19 protein-coding genes and 2 pseudogenes are annotated in these 24,139 nt (G+C 60.1%); 10 read left to right on the plus strand and 11 right to left on the minus strand.

The annotated features are described in order from the left end of the window. The first annotated feature begins 88 nt into the window (after positions 1-88). The 3 genes from P5W99_RS37195 to P5W99_RS37205 all read left to right on the plus strand — a co-directional run bounded on the left by P5W99_RS37195 (position 89) and on the right by P5W99_RS37205 (position 4,156). A complete protein-coding gene (locus P5W99_RS37195; protein WP_434668311.1) occupies positions 89-1,465 on the plus strand; it encodes an MFS transporter in 1,377 nt (458 codons plus the stop codon). 100 nt (positions 1,466-1,565) lie between these two features. Then, a complete protein-coding gene (locus P5W99_RS37200; RefSeq protein WP_434668368.1) occupies positions 1,566-2,810 on the plus strand; it encodes a glycerate kinase in 1,245 nt (414 codons plus the stop codon). Between the two features lie 869 nt (positions 2,811-3,679). Further along, the gene (locus tag P5W99_RS37205) at positions 3,680-4,156 is read left to right on the plus strand and encodes an HU family DNA-binding protein (protein WP_434668313.1); all 477 of its coding nucleotides are present in this window, start codon (positions 3,680-3,682) and stop codon (positions 4,154-4,156) included. A 61-nt stretch (positions 4,157-4,217) separates the two neighbouring features. On the opposite strand, the gene P5W99_RS37210 is transcribed toward P5W99_RS37205, so the two are convergent. Further along, positions 4,218-4,529, minus strand: coding sequence for a hypothetical protein (locus P5W99_RS37210; protein ID WP_434668316.1), 312 nt, complete (start codon positions 4,527-4,529; stop codon positions 4,218-4,220). A 62-nt stretch (positions 4,530-4,591) separates the two neighbouring features. Here P5W99_RS37210 and P5W99_RS37215 point away from each other — a divergent pair, with 62 nt between their 5' ends. After that, the gene (locus P5W99_RS37215; RefSeq protein WP_434668371.1) at positions 4,592-4,762 is read left to right on the plus strand and encodes a hypothetical protein; all 171 of its coding nucleotides are present in this window, start codon (positions 4,592-4,594) and stop codon (positions 4,760-4,762) included. Positions 4,763-4,799: 37 nt separating this feature from the next. Here P5W99_RS37215 and P5W99_RS37220 read toward each other — a convergent pair whose 3' ends face one another. The 5 genes from P5W99_RS37220 to P5W99_RS37240 form a co-directional block, all read right to left on the minus strand. After that, on the minus strand, positions 4,800-5,078 hold the full coding sequence (locus tag P5W99_RS37220) for a hypothetical protein (protein ID WP_434668319.1): 279 nt from the start codon (positions 5,076-5,078) through the stop codon (positions 4,800-4,802). A gap of 200 nt (positions 5,079-5,278) precedes the next feature. After that, entirely contained in the window at positions 5,279-6,523 is a 1,245-nt protein-coding gene (locus P5W99_RS37225; protein ID WP_434668322.1) for a citrate/2-methylcitrate synthase, read from the minus strand. Positions 6,524-6,631: 108 nt separating this feature from the next. Continuing rightward, the gene (locus tag P5W99_RS37230; protein WP_434668325.1) at positions 6,632-7,024 is read right to left on the minus strand and encodes a VOC family protein; all 393 of its coding nucleotides are present in this window, start codon (positions 7,022-7,024) and stop codon (positions 6,632-6,634) included. A gap of 26 nt (positions 7,025-7,050) precedes the next feature. Further along, positions 7,051-8,367: an MFS transporter gene (locus P5W99_RS37235; protein ID WP_434668328.1), complete on the minus strand. Its 1,317-nt coding sequence runs from the start codon at positions 8,365-8,367 to the stop codon at positions 7,051-7,053. 50 nt (positions 8,368-8,417) lie between these two features. Further along, the gene (locus P5W99_RS37240) at positions 8,418-9,176 is read right to left on the minus strand and encodes an SDR family oxidoreductase (protein WP_434668331.1); all 759 of its coding nucleotides are present in this window, start codon (positions 9,174-9,176) and stop codon (positions 8,418-8,420) included. Positions 9,177-9,490: 314 nt separating this feature from the next. Between P5W99_RS37240 and P5W99_RS37245 the strand changes: the two genes are divergently transcribed. After that, the gene (locus P5W99_RS37245) at positions 9,491-10,453 is read left to right on the plus strand and encodes a 2-hydroxyacid dehydrogenase (RefSeq protein WP_434668334.1); all 963 of its coding nucleotides are present in this window, start codon (positions 9,491-9,493) and stop codon (positions 10,451-10,453) included. A 498-nt stretch (positions 10,454-10,951) separates the two neighbouring features. On the opposite strand, the gene P5W99_RS37250 is transcribed toward P5W99_RS37245, so the two are convergent. Next, positions 10,952-11,761, minus strand: coding sequence for an SDR family NAD(P)-dependent oxidoreductase (locus P5W99_RS37250; protein WP_434668335.1), 810 nt, complete (start codon positions 11,759-11,761; stop codon positions 10,952-10,954). Between the two features lie 745 nt (positions 11,762-12,506). On the opposite strand from P5W99_RS37250, the gene P5W99_RS37255 reads away from it, so the two are divergent. The 3 genes and pseudogenes from P5W99_RS37255 (at position 12,507) to P5W99_RS37265 (ending at position 16,653) form a co-directional block, all read left to right on the plus strand. Further along, positions 12,507-12,806 carry a hypothetical protein gene (locus P5W99_RS37255; RefSeq protein WP_434668338.1) on the plus strand — a complete coding sequence of 100 codons (300 nt, stop codon included), beginning with the start codon at positions 12,507-12,509 and terminating at the stop codon, positions 12,804-12,806. A gap of 571 nt (positions 12,807-13,377) precedes the next feature. Further along, positions 13,378-14,807: pseudogene (locus P5W99_RS37260) on the plus strand (IS1182 family transposase). Between the two features lie 358 nt (positions 14,808-15,165). Next, on the plus strand, positions 15,166-16,653 hold the full coding sequence (locus P5W99_RS37265) for a DUF2252 domain-containing protein (protein WP_434668340.1): 1,488 nt from the start codon (positions 15,166-15,168) through the stop codon (positions 16,651-16,653). 756 nt (positions 16,654-17,409) lie between these two features. Here P5W99_RS37265 and P5W99_RS37270 read toward each other — a convergent pair. From P5W99_RS37270 to P5W99_RS37285, 4 genes are all read right to left on the minus strand, one after another. After that, on the minus strand, positions 17,410-17,988 hold the full coding sequence (locus tag P5W99_RS37270) for a DUF2252 family protein (protein ID WP_434666653.1): 579 nt from the start codon (positions 17,986-17,988) through the stop codon (positions 17,410-17,412). A gap of 213 nt (positions 17,989-18,201) precedes the next feature. Beyond that, positions 18,202-19,929, minus strand: coding sequence for a SulP family inorganic anion transporter (locus P5W99_RS37275; protein WP_434666656.1), 1,728 nt, complete (start codon positions 19,927-19,929; stop codon positions 18,202-18,204). Beyond that, complete coding sequence (locus tag P5W99_RS37280; RefSeq protein WP_434666659.1) at positions 19,926-20,726, minus strand: potassium channel family protein; 801 nt, start codon at positions 20,724-20,726, stop codon at positions 19,926-19,928. The genes P5W99_RS37275 and P5W99_RS37280 overlap by 4 nt, the downstream gene beginning before the upstream one ends. A gap of 610 nt (positions 20,727-21,336) precedes the next feature. After that, entirely contained in the window at positions 21,337-22,017 is a 681-nt protein-coding gene (locus P5W99_RS37285; RefSeq protein ID WP_434666662.1) for a LysR substrate-binding domain-containing protein, read from the minus strand. 618 nt (positions 22,018-22,635) lie between these two features. On the opposite strand from P5W99_RS37285, the gene P5W99_RS37290 reads away from it, so the two are divergent. Together P5W99_RS37290 and P5W99_RS37295 are read left to right on the plus strand one after the other, a co-directional pair. Next, positions 22,636-23,223, plus strand: a complete 588-nt coding sequence (locus P5W99_RS37290) for a BPSL1445 family SYLF domain-containing lipoprotein (protein WP_434666665.1) — start codon at positions 22,636-22,638, stop codon at positions 23,221-23,223. 76 nt (positions 23,224-23,299) lie between these two features. Beyond that, positions 23,300-23,819: pseudogene (locus P5W99_RS37295) on the plus strand (hypothetical protein). The last annotated feature ends 320 nt before the right edge of the window (positions 23,820-24,139 follow it).

The raw sequence follows: 24,139 nt of genomic DNA on the forward strand, positions 1-24,139 counted from the left end.
GTCGGTGGATGTGATACGGGACTGAAGGCCGTACACGTCTGAGGAACCGTGACAGAACGGCTGTGAGGTGCACTCGATGGGGCGGCGAGTGTATCCAAAGCCGTTCACGAGAACCGCCGTCGCGGCGGCAGCGGGCAGGGTGAAATATATACAGGGGCGGCTGGTGGATCGATCAAGTTACAGATGGCGCATTTGCGCTCTGCTTTTTTTCGCAACGACAATCAACTATCTCGACAGACAGGTTCTCGGCTTGCTGAAGCCGGACCTCGCGGCGCAATTCAACTGGACGGAAACCGACTATAGCTACATGGTGGCCGTATTCACCGCATGCTATGCGTTGGGACTGGTTCTCTCCGGAAAACTGGTAGACAAGTATGGGGTCAAGCTCGGCTACGGCATCTGCGTACTCGTCTGGAGCGTTGCTGCGTGCGGACACTCCCTCGTGCGCAACACGCTGGGATTTGTTTTCATGCGGGGTCTTCTTGGCGTTGCGGAGTCCGGTAACTTCCCGTCGGCAGTCAAGGCGGTATCGGAGTGGTTTCCGAGAAAAGAGCAGGCATTGGCAGTTGGCATCCTTACCTCAGGCACGAGTATTGGAGCGGTAGCTGCGCCCGCCGTCGTTCCCTTGCTCGCGGCGTCATACGGCTGGCAGGCGGCTTTTTGGGTCACGGGCATGACCGGCCTGGTGTGGCTGGGCTTTTGGTGTTTGATGTACTACGCGCCGCACAAGAACAATCGCGCATCCGTAGCGGAATTAAGGTACATCATGGAAGCCCGCGCAGACGTCGAGGAAGGTAATGTGTCGATGAGCTGGCTTTCGCTTCTGCGATTCCGGGCCACGTACGCATTTGTCGTGGGTAAGCTGCTGACCGATCCCATCTGGTGGTTCATGCTGTTCTGGCTCCCGTCGTACTTTTCATCACGCTACCATCTTGATCTCAAGAATCTCGGGCTGCCGCTCGTGATCGTTTACATAGCAACATCGATCGGGAGTATTTCGGGAGGCTGGTTGTCATCGTGGCTGATAGCCCGAGGCTGGGATGTTGGTCATGCACGACAGAGGACAATGCTCGTGCTGGCTTTCCTGGTTGTGCCGATCACCATGTCCCCATGGATTAGCAGCATGTGGGCAATGGTCGGACTACTCAGCCTTGCCGCCGCTGCGCATCAGGGCTGGTCTGCGAATCTGTTTACAACAGCCTCCGACATGTTTCCGAAGAAGTTCGTGGGATCGGTAGTCGGCATTGGCGGAATGGCTGGCGCCATCGGTGGTACGCTTTTTCCACTCTTCATTGGTGTGCTTCTCGACCACTTTAAGGCGCTCGGAAACATCAATGCGGGTTACAACATCCTGTTTATCGTGTGCGGCTCGGCATATCTCGTTGCGTGGGCACTCATGAGTTTTATCCGTCCGTCAAAGGGTGACCTGACCTTTGATGCGTTCTCCGCGAATTCTTCGATCTAAACGACAGAACTGGGGGAGAAGTCCCGCATACGTAATTGACGAATGGATGAGCGTCGTACAGCACTCGTGGTTTTACAGTAACAACGAAGAAATTGTATCGATGTCAGAAGCGTTACAAACCCCGATCATCGTTATAGCACCCGATTCCTTCAAGGGATCTCTGTATGCCACCTCGGTGGCGGAGGCGGTCGCGACGGGAATCTTTCGAGCGTTACCACAAGCCGCGGTCCGTGTCTGCCCTATGGCTGATGGAGGCGAGGGCACGCTGGATGCGATGCCGAGGGCTGTGGGAGCGCGCAAGAACGTGTTTGTGCGCGGCGCCAATGGGCGAGACAAGCCAGTCGATATCGGGATCATGGTAAGTGGCGACGCGATCATCGAGACGGCACACATCGTGGGGATCACTGATCCGGTGACGATGTCATTGGCCGTAGAAGATCGCAATACGTATGGTGTCGGACAATTGATCCGCGCCTGCCTTGATCTCGGCGTTCGGCGAATCTTCGTGGCTTTAGGCGGCACGAGCACGAACGATGGCGGCGCAGGCATGCTCGCGGCCTTGGGAGCGCGTATTGTAGACGCTCAAGGACACGAGCTCACGCCGGTGTTGGGTGCGTTGTCGAAGACGGCACATGTCGATATTTCTGGGCTCGACGAACGGCTTCGGGATACGACGATCATAGGACTGTCCGATGTAGAATATCCACTTACCGGCGAGTACGGCGCAACATCGGAATTCGGACCACAAAAGAGTGTGGATTCCCGCGTGGCAGAACACGATCGCACGCTGACCTGCTTCGCCGATGCGATTGAGGCGGCGTTTGGTTACTCGAAACGAAATGAGTGGGGTGCTGGCGCTGCAGGAGGCTTGGGCTTCGCCCTGCTGATGATTGGCGCCCGACTCGAATCGGGCGCGGAAGCCGTCGCGCGTGAGACAGGATTGGTGAAGCCGCTTGACGGCGCTGATTGGCTGATCACCGGTGAAGGGCGTTCCGACAGGCAAACACTGAGCGGCAAGGCCCCATTTGTATGTTGCAAGTATGCCCAACGATTCGGTGTGCCCACGACGCTGCTATCTGGCTCGATTGATCTCGATGCGCTGCCTGAGCTCTCCGTGCATTTCTCAGGCTGCGTGTCACCGGCACATGGCCCGATGACGCTCGAGGACGCTGTCCGGGGAGCTTCCGGATTGTTGACGCATGCCGCGGAACAACTCGCGCGCCTGCGGTACTGTTCTCATGTTGAAGCTGGATTTTCTACCGAGGTATCGAGTAGCGTTCGGCAGATGCACGGAACATGCTGCGACGGCCATGCGTCCTCTCGGGGCGTGCCACTCGCGAAGTGATCCAGCGCCGTCGAAGCATCGCGCCCCTCGGTACTGAATGCGCGAGGGCAATGCACACATTTCCGGCCCTCATTAAATTTTACATAATTTAATTGATCGCATTTTAATATGTAGTCCCGATAATGTCGGACATCGTGCGGCGCGGGCTCGCGTTCGTGCCGGATTTCGAGCGCGGAAAGGTTGACCCCGTACATCGGCGAGACGACAACCGATCCCGGTCGGGCCGGCAAACCCTTGCGCTACGACTGTGCATATATGCGCAACGGCACCACCGATCTGTTTGCCTTCCCCGAGGCACACCGTAGCTGGCGCAGTTTAGGTTACCGAACGGAGGGGCAACGACGTCGACGTCGGTCGCGCCCTCGGCGAGGATCGGCGAGATCGCGCGATTGCGATTCGCCTGCGGCGGGGGCGGCGAGGGAAGCGCGAGTTCGTCGGTCATGGAGGTCTCATGGAGTCGCGCCAGCGAGGGACAGCGTCATGGCCGCACACCCGTGAAAAAGCCGGCGTCGGGACGTTCGAGATCGAGCGCATCGAACTCAGGGCCGCAGCCGGGGACGCGCGCGCAGGCGGCGGAATTGTGTCGCGCCGAGAGCGGCAGGAGAGGAGGTGACCGCTCTCAATGCGCCGACGCGAGGGGTTGCGCGTTTCTCCCTATTCAGACGCGGTTCCGAGGCCCGCCCGCCGCGAAAACGGGCGCACATCCTGGGCTTCTTGCGTTGGCGATGACGACAAGCCTTGTCTGAAGGCGTTTTCCTGTTGCGAATCGCGGACACCGTTGATACGCTAGGCGCCAGCTTAAGACGGTGCAGTAACGCAAGGCGTCGTGCACCGTCTTAAGCGGTTCTCAACCTGATAGAGGATTATTCATGGCAACGAAGACCGCAACGAAAGCACCGAAGGTTGCAAAGCCGGCCGCAACGAAGGCAGCACCAAAGGCAGCACCAAAGGCAGCAAAACCGGCAGCCAAAAAGGCCGCGCCCAAGGCTGCTGCCCCGGCGAAGAAGGCTCCAGCCAATGGCGTACTCAAGCCGCAGAAGGAAACGTTCACGAAGGCCTCATTGGCCACGTACGTTGCCGAGCAAGCCGGTGTCGAGCCGAAAGCGGCCAAAGCGGTTCTGGCTGCGCTCGAAGACACGATTCTGGGCTCGGTGCATAAGAAGGGTGCTGGTGAATTCACGCTGTCGGGCCTGGTGAAAATTGGCGTCCAGGCTGTCCCAGCGAAGAAAAAGCGCTTCGGCAAGGACCCGTTCACGGGTCAGGAGCGCTGGTTCGATGCAAAGCCGGCAACGGTGAAGCTGAAGATTCGCGCGCTGAAGAAGCTGAAGGACGCCGCCGCGGCCTGAAGCCCGTTGCGACGTTGACAAGACGCCCGCCTTGAGCGGGCCTTTTGCTTTCAGACTGGCGTTATGCCGGAGTACGCCACCGCACGCATGGCCATCCCGCCAGAGTTTTCGATGGAGGCGGCACCCGCAGATACTTGCCCTTTGGGACGTTCATCAAAAGTGCCGTTGCGCGTGTTTTCAACACACCGAGCGCTTTGGCATGCGGCGGCGCTGTGTCCTGAATGGCATCGAGGGACTTCAGCCGCGACAGAATAATCGGATATTTGCGCTCGCGCCACAACCCGCGTGGAACGCCCTCCGGGACCCCGCACGCCGAAGTGTCGTAGCGCTTGATGATGGGCTCGTTCTGCTTGGGCGCCTCGTCGCCTCGCATGATCAATCAGGCGCATTGATTTTCGTGAATGCCAGACGATCGATAGCACCGTACGCGGGCGCATCGAATGGGACGCGTCGCGGGATGGACACTTGCCATTCGTGGTGGCACGACGGCAGGAGCTCTGGTGGAACGATCCGGGGCGAACGTTGGCGAGCACGAAAGGAGGGCTGTTTCGGGTTGATATCGCCGCCCCGCGCGAAGCGCGTCGAGTCGCGGTGCCACCGGCGTAGAACCGCTGCCGCGCATGTGCTACACGCGTGCGCACCGTCATTGCTCCAGCGCGGCCTCATCAATCGCACGCGCCATGGCGGGCGACGGAGTCCACTGTCCCCCTTGCGCGATGAATCGAGCAGTCGCGTCGACGACGGCCTGGTTGCTGTCGTCGTGGGGTGAAGCAAGGCCGCGAGCCACAACGGATTCAACGAGGGCAAATTGCTGCTTTTCGAAGCGGTTCGGGTCGAGTCGACCTTCGTCGTCGAAAGCCAGTACCGAGTACGTCGTTCTAGTCACGCGCGTCGGTTCGCTGGCGACAAGTTCAACGACCACGCTGGCCCTCCGCACCCGTTGCGCTGCAAAAGCGGGAAAACTGTGACCTGACTGAAGGTCGTTCAGTCGGAGCGAGCGTCTGACCCAACATCGAGGAAAGAGAAACTACTGATCACTCCGGCCACACAAACAGACTGCGCGCCGAGAGCCGATTCGCATCGAGTTTTTTTGTTTCACCGGAGATCGAGCTACACGCCTTCTCAGGGATCAATCTTCTTGAACAGACGATTCTTGTCGAGCGTGACCGGATCGAGCATCTTCTCCGCGCCTTCCGCGAGCGACGGGGAGCTCGCGTCCTCCAGCGCGCGCCCGGTATAGCGGCTTCGTGGCCGTATGACCTTGCCCACCCGGAGCTGCTCGATGCAATGCGCGAGCAAGCCCACGCTTCTGGCGGTTGCGAACAACGCGAACGACGTATCGCGTGGCAACGCCAGCTGTGCCGACAGGGCCGCAAGCGCAACGTCGATATTCGGCTGGAGCCCGGTCAGCTCCACCACCCTGATGATGAACGAGACGATCTCCCGAGGTGGATTCAGGACTTCGAGCAATGCGGCCGCCCGCGGATCGCCGTCCGGATAGAGATGATGTCCGAACCCCGGGATGGGAATGGCCGACTGCAAGTGATGGGCAACCACGTATTCCGCACCGAGTCGTCCAACATCGTCGAACACGGCCCGCACGCGGCCCGACGCATCGCCATGGAGCGGGCCCGATAAGGTCGCGAGCCCCGTGAGTAGGCATCCCGGCAGCGATGCACCGGTGGAGGCAGTGATCCTGGCGGCGAAGGCCGAACTCGTTATCTCATGGTCGGCCACGAGGACCATGGCACGGCGGATGAGTTCGGCGGCGTCGCGGTCCTGGCCCCAACCGAGCGCGAATCGTTCATGTGTCCATGATGCATGTGCGTCACACTGCGCGCCAAACGCTTGCGCGATGAGCGCGACGAGCCGGCCAGCTTCGACATGCAGTGCGCTGTCCGCGCGCCCGAGAATCGAGTGCCCGCAAGCCGCGAGCGCCGCCAGCGAGGTGAACGCGCATTGCCTGCCACGCTCCTCGCCCTGTAGCGGCAAGTCACTGGCTTCGAAGGAAACGGGCGCGCGCGCATTCCAAAGAATGGCAGCCACCTCCTCAAGCGTCGCCGTATTCGAAAGCCGGATGCTATCCCGTCCCCGGTAATACGGCCGGCCTTTTGAGAACGTGGTGATGCCGCTGTAAATGCAGGGCTCAGCGCCGAATATCATCCCGGCGGCGAGCGCCTCGCGCTTGCGTCCCACCTGCTTTTTGCGACACAGACCGGCGACGTCCTCCGCACGATAGAGGCTTTTGCGTGGGTCACGCGGATCCGTCATGACCGCGATGGTCCCCCGACTTACGTACGCGTAGACAGTCTGCGCTTGCACTCCGAGTTGTCGAGCAGCTTCGGTCAGAGTGATCCAGTTTCGCATGGGGTGGGGGGCATTGTAATGCTGCACAACGCGGCAGCAGAGGAGTTATGGTGCGGATCGCGCGTCGCATGTGAGCGCGACCGATCTAGCGCCAATAGTGACGTTTTTTCATGAAAAAGTCATCTCTGAGGGCCGCCGCTCCAGGATCTCGACGAGGATGTCGCCCGGCGATCGCACAAAGCAGGCTCTGACTCCGGCGCGTACCTGCTTGACCGGCGCCACGATTTCCGCGTCGCAGCGCAACAGGTGCTCAAACGCAGCGTCGAGATCGTCCACGACGACGCCAAAATGATCGATGCCTTGCCTTCGATCGCCATGAGGAAGCCGGCCAGGTTGCGCGTTCGCCGACTGCGTGATGAAAAGATTGATGTTGCCGATGCGCAAATCCACTCGCCCCGGCCGCCGCACGATTTCGGCGTTCAGGCAGCGCGCAAACCAGGCGGCGGTCGCTTCGGCATCCGCCGAGCACAGTTGCAGATGATCCCACTTGAATTCAATCATTCGATTTCTCTGGCTAGGCGAATGCGTCACAGTTCGATGCGGGAGAGCTTCCCCAGCAGCACGGAGTAAGAGAACGCGCCGAGCAGGCATATCGCACCCATCAGATTGAGAGCCCAGTAGAAGTGGCCGGTATGGTGGGTGATATAGCCGATCATCAGCGGCGTGGTGACTCCCGCAATATTGGCCGCGAGGCTGGTGATGCTGCTTGTCAGTCCCACGTACTGCCGGGGCGCGATCTCGGAGACTGCGGCCCACGACATCGACCCGACGCCTTGTGCGAAGAACGCGATCGTCAGGATCGCGATCACCGCCTCGTTCGACTCGACAAAATTGACAAGCACGATCGATGCGCCGAGAAGCGTGCCGATGATGAGTGGCGACTTGCGTGCCGCGGAAATTGACACCCCGCGCCGGACGAAAAAATCCGAAAGGGAGCCCGCAAGGAGGATGCCGAGCGTCGCGCCAATAAAAGGCAGCGCCTGGAAGACCCCGACCTTGATTATCGACATGTGACGTGCTTCGATCAGATAAGTCATGAACCACGTGGTGAAGAAGACCAGCAAGGTGTTATTGCAGAACTTGCCAAGACAGATCGCAAGAATTTGCCGGTAGCTGAGCAGCTTGAGCGCCATGCGCCAGTCGAATTTCTCGCGTGGCTTGCGCGCCGTGGTAGCGCCGTCATTGATGTACTGCAGCTCGGCGGCATTGACACCTGCGTGCTGATGCGGATCGCGGTACACCCGGTACCAGATAAGACTGAACAGGATGCCGAAGCCGCCCGTCACGAAGAACACCGTGCGCCAGCCGTACGCGGCGGAAATCCACAACAACAAGCCGGTAAACAAGGGGGTGCCGATGTATTGCCCCATGACGTAGACACTGGTTGCGAAGCCGCGCTCTCTGGCGGGAAACCACAACGTTACCGCGCGCGCATTCGAAGGGAAGGCGGGTGCCTCGAGTGCGCCGATTGCGAGCCGCGATCCGAGCAGCATGTGATAGCCAGTCGCGAGACCCTGCGTCAGCGTGGCGAACGACCAGCCGACGAGAGACAGTGCATAGGCAACGCGCGAGCCCAGAACGTCGGTCAGCACGCCGCCGGGCAGCAGAGCAATGGAATAGGCAAGGCCGAATGCCGCAAACAGTTCGCCCATCTGCATTCTGTCGAGCGCCAGCCCTTTCGAGAGACCCGGTGCAACGATGCCTAGCGCCGAGCGGTCCACGTAATTGAGGATGGTGGCCACGAGCAACATCGAGAGCACGACATACCGGATCCTGGAGCGCTTCGCGGTATCCGCGTAGGCCGGGTTTCGCGGCGGCACGGTTTGTTCCTCTACAACTTTCATCGGTGTCTCCTTGACGATAGCCTGTCGTTTTTTATTGGGGAAAGGGCGATTTATCCGCGACCGACGAACGGCATGCCGCTCGCCATGATGGTCATGTTGAGCACATTGGCTTCGAGCGGAAGACTGGCCATATGCACGACTGCATTCGCAACATGCGTCACGTCCATTCTTGCTTCAGGCGCGAGGCGTCCATCCGCTTGCAGTACGCCCCGGTTCATGCGTTCCGTGAGCGATGTCGCCGCGTTGCCGATATCGATCTGGCCGCAGGCGATGTTGTATGCGCGGCCATCCAGCGCAATCGATTTGGTTATGCCGGTGACTGCGTGCTTGGTCGCCGAATAGGCGATGGTATGCGGCCGCGGCGAGTGGGCCGAGATCGATCCGTTGTTGATGATTCGTCCGCCTTGAGGGGACTGCGCTTTCATCAAGCGATAGGCGGCGCGGGCGCACAGGAACACGCCGGTCAGATTGGTGGCTACGACATCGTTCCAGAAATCGACCTCGTAGTCTTCCAGCGGGACAGCCCCTGCGTTACAACCCGCGTTGTTAAAGAGCACGTCGAGCCGGCCGAATGTCTCGGTGATCTGCGAAAACGCGTGCTCGACTGACGCTGCGTCGGCGACGTCAGCCTGGAACACATGCGCTTCTCCGAAAGCGATGCCGATTGCCTCCTTCGTCTCGAGTAGCGGTTCCGCCCTGCGCCCGATCAGCGCGACGGCGAATCCGGCTTTGGCGAGCGCCATGGCGGTGGCGCGACCGATGCCAGAGCCGGCGCCGGTAACGGCCGCAAATCCCTTCGATGCAGACATTTCACTTCCTCTCGACAAGTCAATTGAAGATGGGAATCAGAGTTGCATCCGCGCCCTGCCTCAAGCAAGCTTGATTGATTCAATCAACATCTGAGTGCCTTGCCGATAGGGAGCGCACCAGGGTTTTCCTGATGCGCGCGTTGGCGGCGGCGGGCCTGACGAGGAGTGTGGAAGGAAAGGGGGGGGCCGCGTGCGGCGTGCACACGGACGACTAAGGGACCCATCATTCCCGAGGAGTTGATTCATCCAATCAACATTGACGGCCCAACTTGCGGTTTCGTAGTCTCTCGACGTCTGTCCACCAAGGAAAAACCATGTCGAAAGATAACCGTACCAGGCTGTTGATCGCGCGAAAAGTCCCCACTGCCGTAGCGAAGCGCGCCGAGGCCGAATTCCATGCCTTCGTGACCGAGTCCGATATGGACTCATGGTCGGTCGTCGACTTCTGCAAGAAGCACGACGTGCCCGCTGTACTGATCGGCAAGAAGTCCGGGTTGCAAGCGGAGCACATTGCCGCGCTACCTTCGACAGTCAGGATCATTGCGAATGCGAGCGCGGGCTTCGATCACATGGACGTTCTTGCGGCCCGTGAAAAGGGAATCGTAGTCACGAACGCGCCAGATGCGTTGACCGAATGCACGGCCGATTTCTCCATGCTGCTCGTGCTGGCGGCCTCACGGCGCGCGTCCGAGTATGAGCGAATCATGCGTAACGGTTGGGGCAAGTCGTTTGGCATGGTCGATATGCTCGGGACGAGGGTCAACGGCAAGACGCTCGGCATCGTCGGATTTGGGCGTATCGGACGGGCGCTCGCGAAGCGTGCGCAGGGATTTGGGATGCGTGTGATCTATACGGACATCAACCGTGCGGCTGAGTCGTTGGAAAATGGCGCGACTTACTACAACAGCCTCGACGACATGCTTCCGCACTGCCAGGTGCTCACGCTGCACGTGCCGGGCGGCGGCGTCCCGCTAATGACGAAACATGAGTTCGGACTGATGCCCAGGGGCGCGGTGTTTGTCAACGCGGCGCGGGGCGGCCTGGTGGACGAAGATGCGCTATATGAAGCTCTGACTTCGGGACATCTGTCCAGCGCGGGTCTCGACGTCTATCGGAACGAGCCCAACGTCGACAAGCGTTTCGCGGCACTCGACAATGTGTTTCTGACACCCCACATGGCCAGCGCCACGATCGAGACTCGCGATCAGATGGGTTTCACCGCGCTGGATAACGTCGCCGCCGTGCTGGATGGGCGACCCGCCTTGAATCCGGTCTGAGACTCGACCTCCCGAATCAAAGCCTGCACAGCGCACGTGACCGAACATGTTTCAATCGCTCGCCGATCTCATGGCGCTCGAGTCATGAGGTCGCACAACGTCGATCGTGCTCGATGATCAACTTGCTCATCTTCCGCCCCGATCCTCTTGAGCATCAGTCTTCATGAGCGAATTGACGAACGACCGTTGTACTTCGTAGTCCGCATTCGTCGACGTTGGTAGAAACCGGTCGCGGTTGCCCCGGCGTACGACGGCTGTGCAGCGGCAAGCAGATACAGCAGCTTCGACTCACGAACGTCGTCTATGGCCGACAACTTGCCAGTGGGGAACCGAGCGAATGGCCGTTCCACCTTGCAACCGGCCATAGCCCTTTGCATTGGCGCAAAGGACGGTTGTGGGTCGGGTTCTGCCACCCACGTCTGTCGGCAGTCGGTTTTAGCCCAACATACAGATGAGCATGAGAAAGGGCTGGCACGTCGCCCAACGCGTGTGCGGCCGTCAGCGATACCGAGACGCGAGTTCGGCCCCGCGACCGGCATCGAACAGGCAGCGATTTGCGTTCGCAACCGCGGAGAGCCTGTCCCTTTCCTCCAATGCTGGGATGCAGATCGTGTCGCCTTGCCGGAGGCCGGCCAAGGATGCCTTGACGACATCGGCCGGCTCCATCACCGGCACATTGGGCCTGAGGATTGGCTTGCCGTCGATGTCATGGAATTCTGTCCTGACGACTGCGGGACAAAGTGCCTGTACGTGAACACCCGTGCCCAGGAGTTCAGCCGCGAGAAGCTCGCTGAAGGTCGTGACGAAGGCTTTCGTGGCAGCATACACCGAGCGCTTCGGCATAAACGGGTGGTTCAGGCTTCCGCTGAAGCTGAGCATGGAAGAGACATTGATGATGGCGCCTTCTCCGCGCGCAATCATCGCAGGAAGTGCTGCATGCGACAGACGCATGACCGCAGTCACCTGCACGGCGACCTCCTCCCCGGCACGGTCGATCGAGAGGTCGACGAACGGCATGTAGGTCTGGAAACCGGCATTGTTGACCATCAGCGATACATCCCCGGCCCGGATCCGTCGCTCTACTGTGTCAAGGCCTTCCGACCGCGCCAGATCTGCGACGATGATTTCCGCAGAGGCACCGCCGGCCTCGATCTCGCGGGCAACAGCTTCGAGCCGGTCGCGTCGCCGGGCGACGAGCACGACGGCATACCCGTCGCTGGCCAGGCGCTCGGCAAAAGCTTTGCCGATCCCGGAGGATGCGCCGGTAATGACAGCGACGCCCAAAGAACTTCCGGTGGAATTGATCATGTCCGTCCTCCCAAGCCATCAAGCGGTGTGAAACCAATGGGCTTCTGATCGAAATGGTTTTCGAAGAGCTTATAGGTGCCATTGGGACACAGCCGGGTGAAATGCGCCACGCCCCGTACTCGCCCGGACGACTGCTGGCTGACCCTCAGTGTGCCCGTGGCTAGGATGGGTTGCAACCGGAGATCAACGTGCTCGGCTCACGCATTTCAAACACTGCATTTCATCGGATAACAACAGTGCTTGCATACCGCTTGCATTTGGATTGCCATTTCTACGGCAAGCGGTTGCAGACGAAATAGAGATGCACAAAGCGGCCAATGCACGTGCCTGAGCAACTCTCGGATGGCTGGTTGGGGTCGCAAGTACGCATCGTCAGACCCGACATTCGCGGTCGTTGAGGTTCGATTGACGGGAGTACAACCTTAAGCTGCCTCACAAAGGGGCGACACCTGAACGTCCGCAAAGGCCGAAAAGGCGTCCCTCAGGCGGAAGGTCGGCAGGGACGTGTGTGTCGCTGAGCGCTCCACGACATTGTCAGGCCCGCGGGATTTTTTCTTTAACGCAACGACCACTGATCAAGCTTGAACATTCAATTCTATTCGCTTCACTACGTACCGCAACCCTTCGGTTGTTTCGAACCCAACAGCCGCCTTCCTCGCCGGGCAGGTTTGCTCTGAATGTGCAAGGATAGCCGTGCAAGTCGCACCTGTCTGCAGACTCTAGACAACCCAACGGGGAGGGGTAGATGAGCGAAAACGCCGAGACGCTATTCGTCGCTTCCGAGGACATTGCAACAGCGTTGGATCTGCTGGAGAGCATTGAGCTTGAGGTCGGGTTCGATAGCGACGATCCGGAGAGCATCGAGCAGGCGATCCTCGCCGTCGAGGAGGCGATCAATACGCGCCTGAGCGGCCACCGCGGTGATGCACGCATCGAATCAGCCATCCTCCGCGTGAAATTGGACTTCCGATGCGCGATCCTTGATCAGGCCTCGTCCAATGATGACGATGATCAGTCCATCAGCAGCGTCCACACCCTGCACTGAAATCTTCGGGCTTATGTCACGACGCCGGCCGGACTGTTTCAACCGATTTCCGGCGTCTGGCTGCCTCACACAGCGTGATGTTAATGGACGCGTTCGTGAATCATCGCCGCGGCCAGGCGGGGTTCATATCAATCGTCAACGTTGCGATCGGGCCAAGCTCTAGCTTCCCAGGCTTCGTCAGGTAGCGCGATAGGCTCTCCATATCACGGCCGTCCTTGACCGCGAGTATGTGATGCTCGTCGGACAAGAATGTGATGTAATCCTGCGCACCCTTTCCTCGTGCGCTCCAGCGCCGCAACTTCCATTGCTTACGGTGATATTTGACATTACATCCCGGATATCAGGGTCGCCCCGTGCCAAGCCGAGACAGGACGCGAGGCGCGGGTGTAGCGGGAACTGTCATTGGAAGTCGCTGCCCAGACGGTTGCATCCGAAAGGAGGGCGCCGGTCGCCGCCCCCGCTCCCGCATAGCCTCGCGCAACGCGAGTTGCGCGTCGGCTCGCGGCCCAGACTGTGTCAAAACATAACTTTGTACTGCTAAAATTATTCGTCGTGTACGGGGAGAGGCGAGATGAAGCGATTCGTTCAAGGCGAAGATCGTACGCAAAGTTTCCTCCTTCCCGAAGCGCTTGATGACTACGTGACAGACACCAATCCGGTACGCGTGGTGGATGTTTTTGTGGATGAGCTGGATCTTCACAAGCTCGGGTTTGAAGGCGTTGAGCCAGCGCTAACGGGTCGGCCTTCGTATCATCCGGGGGTGATGCTCAAAATCTACATCTACGGTTATCTGAACCGTATTCAATCCAGCCGTCGCCTTGAACGCGAGGCTCAGCGCAACGTCGAACTGATGTGGCTCACGAGTCGCCTGGCGCCGGACTTCAAGACCATTGCGCGGTTCCGTAAAGACAACGGCAAAGCGATCCGCAGCGTCTGTCGCCAGTTCGTCGTGCTATGCCAACGTCTGGACCTCTTCACCGAAGCGTTCGTGGCAATCGACGGGAGCAAGTTCAAGGCGGTGAACCATCGCGACCGCAACTTCACGAGCGCCAAACTCGAACGACGCATGCGCGACATCGAGTCAAGTATCGCCCGCTATCTCGAGGCGATGGACACGGCGGATCGTCAGGAGCCTGCCATCGCGAAGGCCAGAACAGAGCGATTGCAAGACAAGATTGCAGCCTTGAAGGAACAGATGCGAAGCCTCAAGGAGATCGAGGTCAGGCTGAAGGAAGCACCGGACGGACAGATATCGCTCACAGATCCGGATGCCCGTTCGATGAAGACCCGAGGAACCGGAGTCGTTGGCTACAACGTCCAGACGGCGGTTGACACGAAGCACCATCTGATCGTCGCGCACGTCGTTACCAATAACGGCATTGATCGTGATCAGTTGACGTCGATGGCGAAACTCGCCCGTACAGAGATGGGCATCGACAAGCTCACCGCGGTTGCGGATCGCGGCTACTACAAGAGCGAGGAGATACTCGCATGCCATGAGGCTGGAATAACCGTGTTCGTTCCGAAGACAGTGACGTCGAGCGCAACGGCAGATGGTCGCTTCGGCAAGGACGATTTCATCTACAACGCAAAGATGAACGAATATCGGTGCCCGGCAGGCGAGCGGCTCATCTGGCGATTCTCGACCGTTGAGCGCGGCCTGAAGATCAGTAAGTATTGGAGTTCGAATTGCCAGCAATGCCCGCTAAAGGAGCACTGCACGCCGGCCCTCAACGCCGCGTGGCACGCTGGGAGCACGAAGGGGTGCTCGAAGAGATGCAGAATCGACTTGACCATAACCCAGACATGATGCGGATCCGAAGAGAGACTGTCGAACACCCCTTCGGCACGCTCAAGGCGTGGATGGGTGCAACCCACTTCCTGACAAGAACGATTGAGCGGGTAAGTACCGAAATGAGCTTGCACGTGCTCGCGTACAACATGAAGCGGGTGATCAAGCTGCTCGGCGCAGAAATGGTGGTAAAGGTAATGCGAGCGTGAACCTGGCGGGGGTGGTCGAATCGCGGCAGTAGTTTCACGTATCTGTTTCAAGTAGCTTGATGTTTGTTTTCCCGCAGTTCACCGTCGAAACCTGTTCCAGGAGAAGGTCTCGTCTTTCCAGCAGCCACGCGTTTTGACACAGTCTGGGCCACAACCTGCCGTTCGGCGAGCAGGCAATTGTGCCTTTGGAACGACTGCATTACTCCGGTACCTGGCGGACGCGCTGCACGCACAAATCGGGCTTAGTCGCAGCGCCGGTGTCGCGTCGTCGTGTCTTTCATGGTTTTTTACTTGATTTGTGTCAACGCCCTCCACGATAACAACAAGAACATACGATAAACAGGCAAAGACGTTCGCCGTGAAATTCAAGCCGCCGTACGGTAGGCAACGAGTTGAGCAGATCGTGGAGGCGGATATGCCAGGCCAAACGCTGAAGGAAGCCAGTAAAGATGACCGCACAGAATCCAGGTCGCTACCCGCCACTCATCAGAGACCACGAGCCGAGCGCCGTGCGCTGGGCAAGAAGCTGCGCGAGCAGTGCCCGCGTGATTTGCATGGTGTGTGGAAGCCGGCCGCTGATCGTCCCGACCCGGTTCATCTTGTGGAGGTGTCGGACAAGAGACGTCTACCGCAGTTATTAGCGTTGCGCCATGGGCGCATGGCTCTGTCGCCGTTCACGTACTATCGGGGCGCTGCGCTGAACATGGCGCACGACCTGGCAGCGCTCCCCGCTACCGGTGTACGCGTCCAATGCTCCGGCGACGCCCACCTTGTCAACTTTGGCGGCTTTGCGACGGCGGAACGCAATATCATCTTCTCCATTAACGACCTGGACGAAACATTGCCCGGGCCCTGGGAGTGGGACCTGAAGCGCCTTGCCGCGAGCGTCATCATTGCCTCGCGCGACAACGGTCTCTCCAACGGCGCCGCAGAGGACGCTGCACTCGCCTGTGTCCGCTCATACCGCGAGCACATGAACGAGTACAGCGAGATGAACTCGCTCGACCTCTGGTATCACGCGATCGAGACCGAAGCGCTGATTGCCTCGCTGCCAGACCCGGCGATGCGCCGGCGTACAGTCCGGGCTATCGAAAAGGCACGCGAAAGCAGCCTGGCGGAAGATCTCTTTCCGAAGCTCGCAGCCGGCACCGGTCAGGAAGCGGCCATCCGTGAGCAGCCGCCGACGCTGTTTCATCCGCCGGAGCTGCCCCCGGGGAAAATCGACGCTCTTGCCAACGAGGCAATGGCAACGTACCGGGAAAGCCTGACGCCGGCTCACCGCATGCTGCTTGGTCGCTTCGACATCCTTGACGCTGCGATCAAGGTGGTTGGTGTCGGCAGTGTCGGCACCATCTGTTGGGTAGTGCTGCTGATGGAAGGCACAGGCACGCCGCTATTCCTTCAGGTCAAGGAGGCACGCGCTTCGGTCCTGGAGGCATACGCGGGCCGTAGCGTCTACGGCAATCATGGGCAGCGCGTCGTGAACGGGCATTGGCTCATGCAGCCCGCGAGCGACATCTTCCTCGGCTGGACCGCGGGCCCCGGCGGACATCACTTCTACGTGCGCCAGTTACGGGACGTGAAGGTCAAGCCTGCGGTCGAGAACTTCGGCAAGGTCGAAATGGCGATCTTCGCGGGCTGGTGTGGCCAGTCGCTTGCGCTCTCTCACGCTCGCTCGGGAGATCCGGCCGTGATCAGCGGCTACCTGGGCAAGAGCGATGCGTTCGACAAGACCATCGCCGCGTTTTCGGCCGCTTACGCCGACCAGAACGAAGCTGATCATGCCGCGCTCGTACGCGCGATTCGCGGCGGCAGGCTCGAAGCTACCGTCGAAGAGGCGGAATAAGGCGCGCGATGATGACGGGGACGTTGAGCAAGGTACGATATGGGAGACAGATTCAGCCACGACTGTTTGCGAAGGACCAGAGACGCCATTTGCTGCGTAGCACGGAACTTGTACGCGTGGATCATGGCCATCGTGTTCCTCGGGGGCTGCACGTCGCTTGGGCCGACAACGATTGTTGCCGACCGGTTTGACTATAGTACGGCGATTGCCGATTCATGGAAGCAGCAGATGCCAGGGCGTGGCAATGTTCGTTCACAGCGGCAGGGATAGGCCGATAGACGCATACGCGTTCGTGCACTACCGCGGGTATTGGTTCCGGGTGGATCAGGGCGACTTGCGAACCAAGCGTGCATTGGGTGCTTTGATGCTCCTTTTTTCATTGGCCAACACCGCGAGCAAGGAGCCCCTGCCGCTGATTACCATTCCCGCACAATGAATGTTTTCTTCAACGAGCGACAGCCACTCCAGACGCCGCGCTACGACGGTCCGATTCGACGTTGAAACCCGCATCAGATTGTCCCCGTTGTATCGTTGCATAAGGGTCCAGCGGCGCGACGTGGCAAATACGGATCAGAAGAAGGAAACGCGATCACGTCTGACGGGAGAAGCAATGTCGCACGTGCAGTGCAACAACTGGCAGACTGTCTCACACGGCTCCGCAAAGCCAGAATCGCCGTGCTTTTGGTGCTCCTCGTTATTTCCGTGTTCGGTGTTCCGTCCTGATTGGCATGATCTGGACGTATGCCTATAAGCTCGTTAACTTACGGGCTCCCCATGCGTTTGCCAGCACCGACGCGACGACTGCGTGCGGGCCTTGCTGATTACCGCCTTTTCCTTCTTTCTCTCAAGCGCCGTGTCCGCGATCGCAAGCATGTTCGCGGCCGCGAACTGGTAGTACCAGATGTCGAGCGTATCCATCGTGCTGAACTCGGCGATCTGCTCGCGGAACGTCGCACAGAGCGTGCGCGCAATGTCGCGCTGGTCGCTTTGCTTGAATCCGCGTTCGCGTGCCGAAATCACGAATGACGTCGCAAGTCGGCGGACGTCCCAGTCGAACGGTCCGGGCAGCGTCTCGTCGAAATCATTTGGTCCGAACAGAACGTGCCGCTCGGGGCTCGCGAAGAGCCCGAAGTTGGCAAGGTGCGCATCGCCGCTCAGTTGCACCGTGATCTCGGTACGCGGCAGCTTCGCGAGGTCGAAGGCCATCAGCGAAGCTGCACCGCGATAGAACGCAAACGGACTCGCCAGCATCCGCCCGTACCGGATCGGTATCAGGTTCGGCAGCCGGCCTTCGTTCGACTTCTCGAGCAGCGCAATCGGATCGCGCTCGACCAATGTGCATCTCGCGAGTTGCTCGCGCGGCACCCTTTGACGAGCGGCTTTCCTAACCTCAACACGCGACTCGCGCGCCCCTCGTCCTTCAAACAGCTTCGACATGTCTCCCGACGCCGTCACGCCTTGCGCGACCATATACCTCACACAGCGGCTTCATCAGCTGTCTTCGGCATAAAGGCCACCTTTTGCGATCGTGGTGATGTCATCTCAGCTTCATGCCTTCGTATCGTGCTCAATCGCAGCCGGCGGCTGCGCGACGCGCAATGCCTCGACCGCCTCGTCCACCGTGGAAAAGCTCCGGTGGCGCGACGGGGTGGCGCCAAGTGCACGATAGCGGCTAAATTCGGCGCGGACGCCTTCGGGAATCGCGATCGACGCGAACCCCACTCCGCGCCGTTCGAGCTCCTCGCGCAGCTGCAACAGCATCTTGACGGCCGTGTAGTCGACGTTGTTGATCTGAGTCGCGTCGATCACCAACCAGCTCATGGGCGGATCGGTCTGCTCGACGATTCTCAGGACCTCTTCCATGAACCGCCCCGCATTCGCGTAAAAGAGGTCGGCCTCGAATCGATAGACCACGATCCCCGGCGCCGCAAGGACGTTGGGCACGACGTCATGGGGCACCCAATGTCCGCTCTTTGCTCGCGTCAGCACACGCGTACGCAGCCGGTAGCTGTACCGCGTGTGTGCAATCATCGACAGGATGACCGCAGCGATGATGCCGTGCATGACGTCGACGAATACGACGATGCCCGCCGTGAGCAACGCGACCAGGAATTCGTCGCGCTGCATGTGGAACAGTTCGGTCATGCCCTTCACGTCGATCAGCTTCATGCCGATCAGGAAGACAATCGCCGAAAGCACAGCGGCCGGCAGGAAGCTGAGCGGCCGAGTCAGAAAAAGCAGCACGAGCAGCACGATCACGGCGGTGGTCAGGTGGGCGACCTGGGTGCGTCCGCCTGCTTCGTCGACCATCTCCGTCTTGGTCGGACTGCCGTTCACGACAAACGTGCTCGTCAGCGCCGCCGCGGCGTTCGCCGCCGCGAGGCCGACGATGTCGAGGTTGTCGTCGCCGCGTTCGTTGTAGCGGTTCGCGTAGGCGCGCGCGGTGGCCGCGCTCTGCGCGATGATGACGATGAAGCACGAGGCGGCCGTAGCCAGCACCTGATCCATGTCCGCGAGCCGCAGCGGCGGCAGGGTGAGCGACGGCAATCCCCCCGGCACCTCGCCGATCACGGTGATGCCGTGCCGAGCGAAGCCGAACGCCGCGCTGGCCGCTATCGTGCCGACGACGGCGATCAGCGCCCCCGGGGCGCGCGGCACAAAACGCTCGCATCCGACGATCACGGCGAGCACCGTCACCGAAAGCGCCGTCGTGCCGTAGCTCAACCCGCCTGCACGCTGGAATACGGATACGAGTTGCATCAGCGGTCCGTGTCCGTGCTTCTCGAGTCCGATGAGCCCGGCGAGCTCTCCGATGGCGACCTGCACCCCCACGCCGGTCAAGAAGCCGATCAGCGCGCTGCGCGACAGGAAGTCGGCGAGAAAGCCGAGGCGGAAGACGCGCGCGAGCGCGAGCATGATCGCCACGACGAGTGCGACGGTGCTGGTCAGTGCGACGTAGTCCTTGCTGCCGAGTGCGGCCACGGTTGTCAGCGTGCCGGCAAGGATCGCGGCGGTCGCCGAGTCCCCCCCGACGACGAGGTGCCGCGACGCGCCGAGCAGCGCAAATGCGACAAGCGGCAGCAGGATCGTGTAAAGGCCTGTGACGGTCGGCGTGCCGGCGATCTTCGTGTAGCCCATCACTTCGGGAATGCCCAGGGCTGCGAGTGTGATGCCCGCGACGATGTCGTGCGGCAACTGTGAGCGGTTGAACGGCAGCAGCCCATGCAGGAAGGGCAGGCGGGGAACGGCCGCATCGGCCGAAACAGCCGGCTTCATGGCGTCACCTTCGCGTGCAGCGTGAGTTTGTCGACGATGGCGCTTGCCACCAGGTCGTTTGCGATCACAACCTCGGAGGCGCCGGCGGTCTTCAGCAGCGTCTTTCTCAATTCGTTCTCGCCGGGCACGATAATCGTCAGCGACCGGTTCATCGTGCGCGCCATCAGCGTGATCGCGAGGTTGTCGTTCGCGTCGGGCGACGTCACGATCATGGCTTTTGCCCGTTCGAGCTTCGCGTGTCGCAGCATGTCGTCGAGGGCGTGTCGCGCGCCGAGCAGGACGAGGTGGCCGCGGTCCGCCGCCCGGTGGGCGACCGCCTGATCCGCGGCGAGAACGAGAACGGGTTCACCCGCCGCCCGCAAGCGCTCTGCGATCGTCTCGCCGAGCGAGCGGAAACCGACCACGACGACATGATCGGAAAGTTGCTCGAGTTTCCGTTCCATAGCTCTATTCTCCCGATAGATCATCACGTCGTCACCCGAAAGCAGCCCCGTCAGCATAGAAATGGCGAGGGCTGCGACCAGCATGGTCGCCAGCATGGCTGCGAGCATGAAGAACTTTTGGCGCTCGTCAAAATCGGAAAAATCGCCGAGCGTGGTGACAAGGTTCACGCCGTCCCACAGCGCATGAAACATTTTCGTCGCCAGCGGCACATTCGAGTTATCAAGCAGCGTCAGCCCCGTGGTGACTATCAGCAGCAGTAGAAGAAGCAGGGCGAGCGCATGGCGGGCGCGGTGCCGCCATTCGCGTACACGCAATGCACCGATACGAGGTTCATCCACACGGTAGATCTGCATCTCTCCTCCAGGCTGCCATCAAGGAAAATCCCAGCAAAGCGCCGGCGTCAATTGAACTTGGCGCGTGCAGGATTTCGCTGGTTGGCGGACGCAGTCTCGGACGGGATTGGCCGACGGGCTCACGAGTGCCGCTGACTGCGGGGGCCGCCAACGGCGCCACCCGGGTAGTCATTCATCGGAAAATCGGGCGTCTTGCATGACACGCTGAGCATAGGTTCGCAGCCTGACCATCCTCCAAAGCTTTTTTTATGACACCGCTAATTGCCGCCGGGTGAGTTGATGCAGATCAAAGCTGTCCAGATGGCATTACTAAGGAATTCGGAAACAGATGCCACTGAGGATCCGGAATCTCCTCGGCACGCGGCCAATGCCGGTCATTGAGCCCAGCGTTAAGCCCGCCACTCGAACGTCGGCTCCATTCGACTAACGGACGCTTGAAGACGCGATCATCGCTATTCAGCTAACCGAGAAGTCTCGATGCCGTCCGGACGATTTCCGCGACGAACACTTTGACCATTGGGTGGTTGCGCTCGCCGCGGCGATAAGCGACGTAGATTTTGCGGCGAACCCTCTGGCCTCAGCTTTACCCATGCCACGCCGGCGGCGATCGTCACATCCTGAGTCCGGGGACGATTGACACCGAGCAGCCGGAGGCCACCATCGCTTCGATCATCTCGGATCCCCGGCATTTGGCGTTGGTCCGAGGCTCGTATCCGGCGCGGCGGCATAAATCGGCGACGTAACTTCCCAAGGGCCCCGCCCTCGATTCGATTGCCCAGGTTTCGTGCCTGAGATCGGCCAGACTAAGCGACGGCTTTTTGCTCAGCGGATGGTCAGTCGATACGGTCACGTACCACACATCCTCGGCCAGCGGCACAACCGCGACGTTTTCCCGATTATCGCCCGCCACGATTGAGAGATCGTCAATCAAGGCGACATCCGTTCTCCATGACCGCAGTGCCGCCACCCCGTCAATCGCCTCCAATTCCTCAATTGCGATCTCCAGCCGCGGAAACGCGAGCTGCAGCGCCTTTACCGTGTCAGGGAGTACAACCGATGCGATCGACGGAAATGCGGCGACGCGCAACTCGCCGGCTATCTCACGCCGAAGCTCTGCCATTTCCGGGCGAGCCTCGTCCAGCACAACCATCATCCGCTCGCCGTACCCCACCAGCGCCTGGCCGGCGGGAGTAAGCCTGACCCTGCGGCCGGAGCGCTCCGTAAGCGTGACGCCGGCCTCCTCTTCCAGTTGTGCGATCTGCTGTGACACCGCAGAGGGCGTCAGAGTCACCGACGATATCTCCCGTCCGTCGTAGTCCGCTAGCCGCCATTCGCGCGATGAGGCTGTGGCCGTCGGCGAAGGGTCGCGGGCTGCCAACTGCAATCATTCAAACGCGCCGTCGCACGGACACTCAAACGTCTGAAACACATCATTAAGAAACCAGCCAGGTAGCGACCCAGCAGCGTGCAGTAGTTGATCCGGTGTATCTCCGCCGGCGACTGCCATTGTCATATTGGACCTAAGTCCTATTGCGCAACGCTCGACTATGCCAAATATTGTTGGCATGACGAGGGACCAGGAGCCCGGTTGCATCAGATTAATTGAAATTCCCGCGTCGCCAGACGAAGAGCCGTCGTCCGCCTCCGGTTCGAATTTCACCAGCGTGACCGGCGCTGCAATCCTCGCCTCGCAATCCAATCGCCTACTTCCAGGCGGTTGAACCGCCTGCGATAACCGGCCACACGAATTCCTCCATCCGTCTGCTTCGCGTTGCATGGTTTTCCGACGAAACTAACGACCAGAATCCACCATGTCGTGCTCCCAACATACCCTACCCATCGATTGCCTGTCACGTCGGCTAGTTACCAGACGTAGTGAATTCGACCTTAACCCTTCATGGAGGTGATCATGCGCAGGAGATCTTTTCTGAGCACAGGTGTGGCTACGCTGACGGTCGTGGGACTGGCGCTGAGCACAGTCCCGACGATGATGACTGAAGCCGTTGCCGCAGAGTCCGATGCAGCGAAACGCCACGCAATCGATGCTGAGGTCAACGAGACACTGTCGCGGCTGTTCAAGACCGTCAAAGGCTCAAAGGAGCTTGCCGCCAAGGCGAACGGCGTACTCGTATTTCCGTCCGTGATTAAGGCCGGGTTCGTCGCCGGTGGGGAATACGGTAAAGGCGCTTTGCGGGTAGGCGGAAAAACGGTCGGCTACTACAGCACGGCGGCGGGTTCATTCGGCCTGCAGGCAGGCGCTCAATCTAAGGCCGTCATTTTCCTGTTCATGACGCACGATGCGCTTAACAGGTTCCGCAATTCGAAAGGCTGGTCAGTCGGTGGCGAAGGATCCGTTGCGCTGTTGAAGGTTGGAGCGAATGGCGAGATTGATACGACAACGGCCACCGCCCCCGTCGAAGCCATCGTGCTCACAAATGCAGGTCTGATGGGAGACGTGTCTCTGGCTGGCACCAAGATTTCCCGACTGAAGATTTGAAGTCCTTTGCACTCGTACCTTGCTGGGAGCGTGCGCGACGTAGCCGCTTGTCCCATATTCGACCGATACACCGCCGCTGGCTCTCGTGCCCGCAACTCAGGCGGGAGTGCAGGATCAACGAGGGCGCTTCCGCGAGATCTATTGCCCGGTCCTGAAAGCTCGCGGCCCCGGATTGCCCGATTACCGCCCCTGAGAAGACGCGCTGACCCGCGTCGGCATCGAGCCCCCCGGCACTGGCAAGCCCGTCGCCCTGGGTACCTCTCAGCGACACCTCATCGCCGCGGTTGTACAGGGCATCGGCTATGACTGTTTCAAGCCACGGCTCAATTCACCGGACACGGTTCTGACGCATCAAGAAGCTCTCGCGTGTCGATGCACGAAACGACAGCCAGGTCATCTTCTACGATGAGATCGTACCGGGAAGCTCGCTTCTTGCTTACGTCGATGCGGATCACTGGGCGTTGGCGGTACCGGTTGCCCGGATGCATCCAACGATCGGGGCGCTCTTTGTGACAGCGAATGCCTACCCGCGTGAGGCTCTGCTTGAGGCTATCTTGCGGTACGTGGAGGAGGATCTATCGGGCGCATCGAATTGATTCCCCCGCGCGGACAACCGTTATGCACTCGTACGCGGCCGTCGAAACAGCACAAGCCGAGCGGCTGAAATGGGTCGGTAACACACACTCCCGATACTCAGCGCTAGCACCGGCCGACGGCGACTTGCGAGCGTCAGCAAAGTGACCTGCAGCGGCCACGTGGCCTTTGATATCGAAGGTCCGCTCAGGCCGATGAAGGAACGTTCGTCTTCGACAATCGGGTGACCGGTTACAGAGTGGAGCCGACGGCGGAACGTCCCACCGACGACGCATGTGAACAGCGGTTTGTCGCCGATACCTGCCGGAGGTTGGCAACTGGT

The organism is Paraburkholderia sp. A3BS-1L (genome assembly GCF_051125215.1).
In the GTDB taxonomy this organism is placed as follows: Bacteria; Pseudomonadota; Gammaproteobacteria; order Burkholderiales; family Burkholderiaceae; genus Paraburkholderia.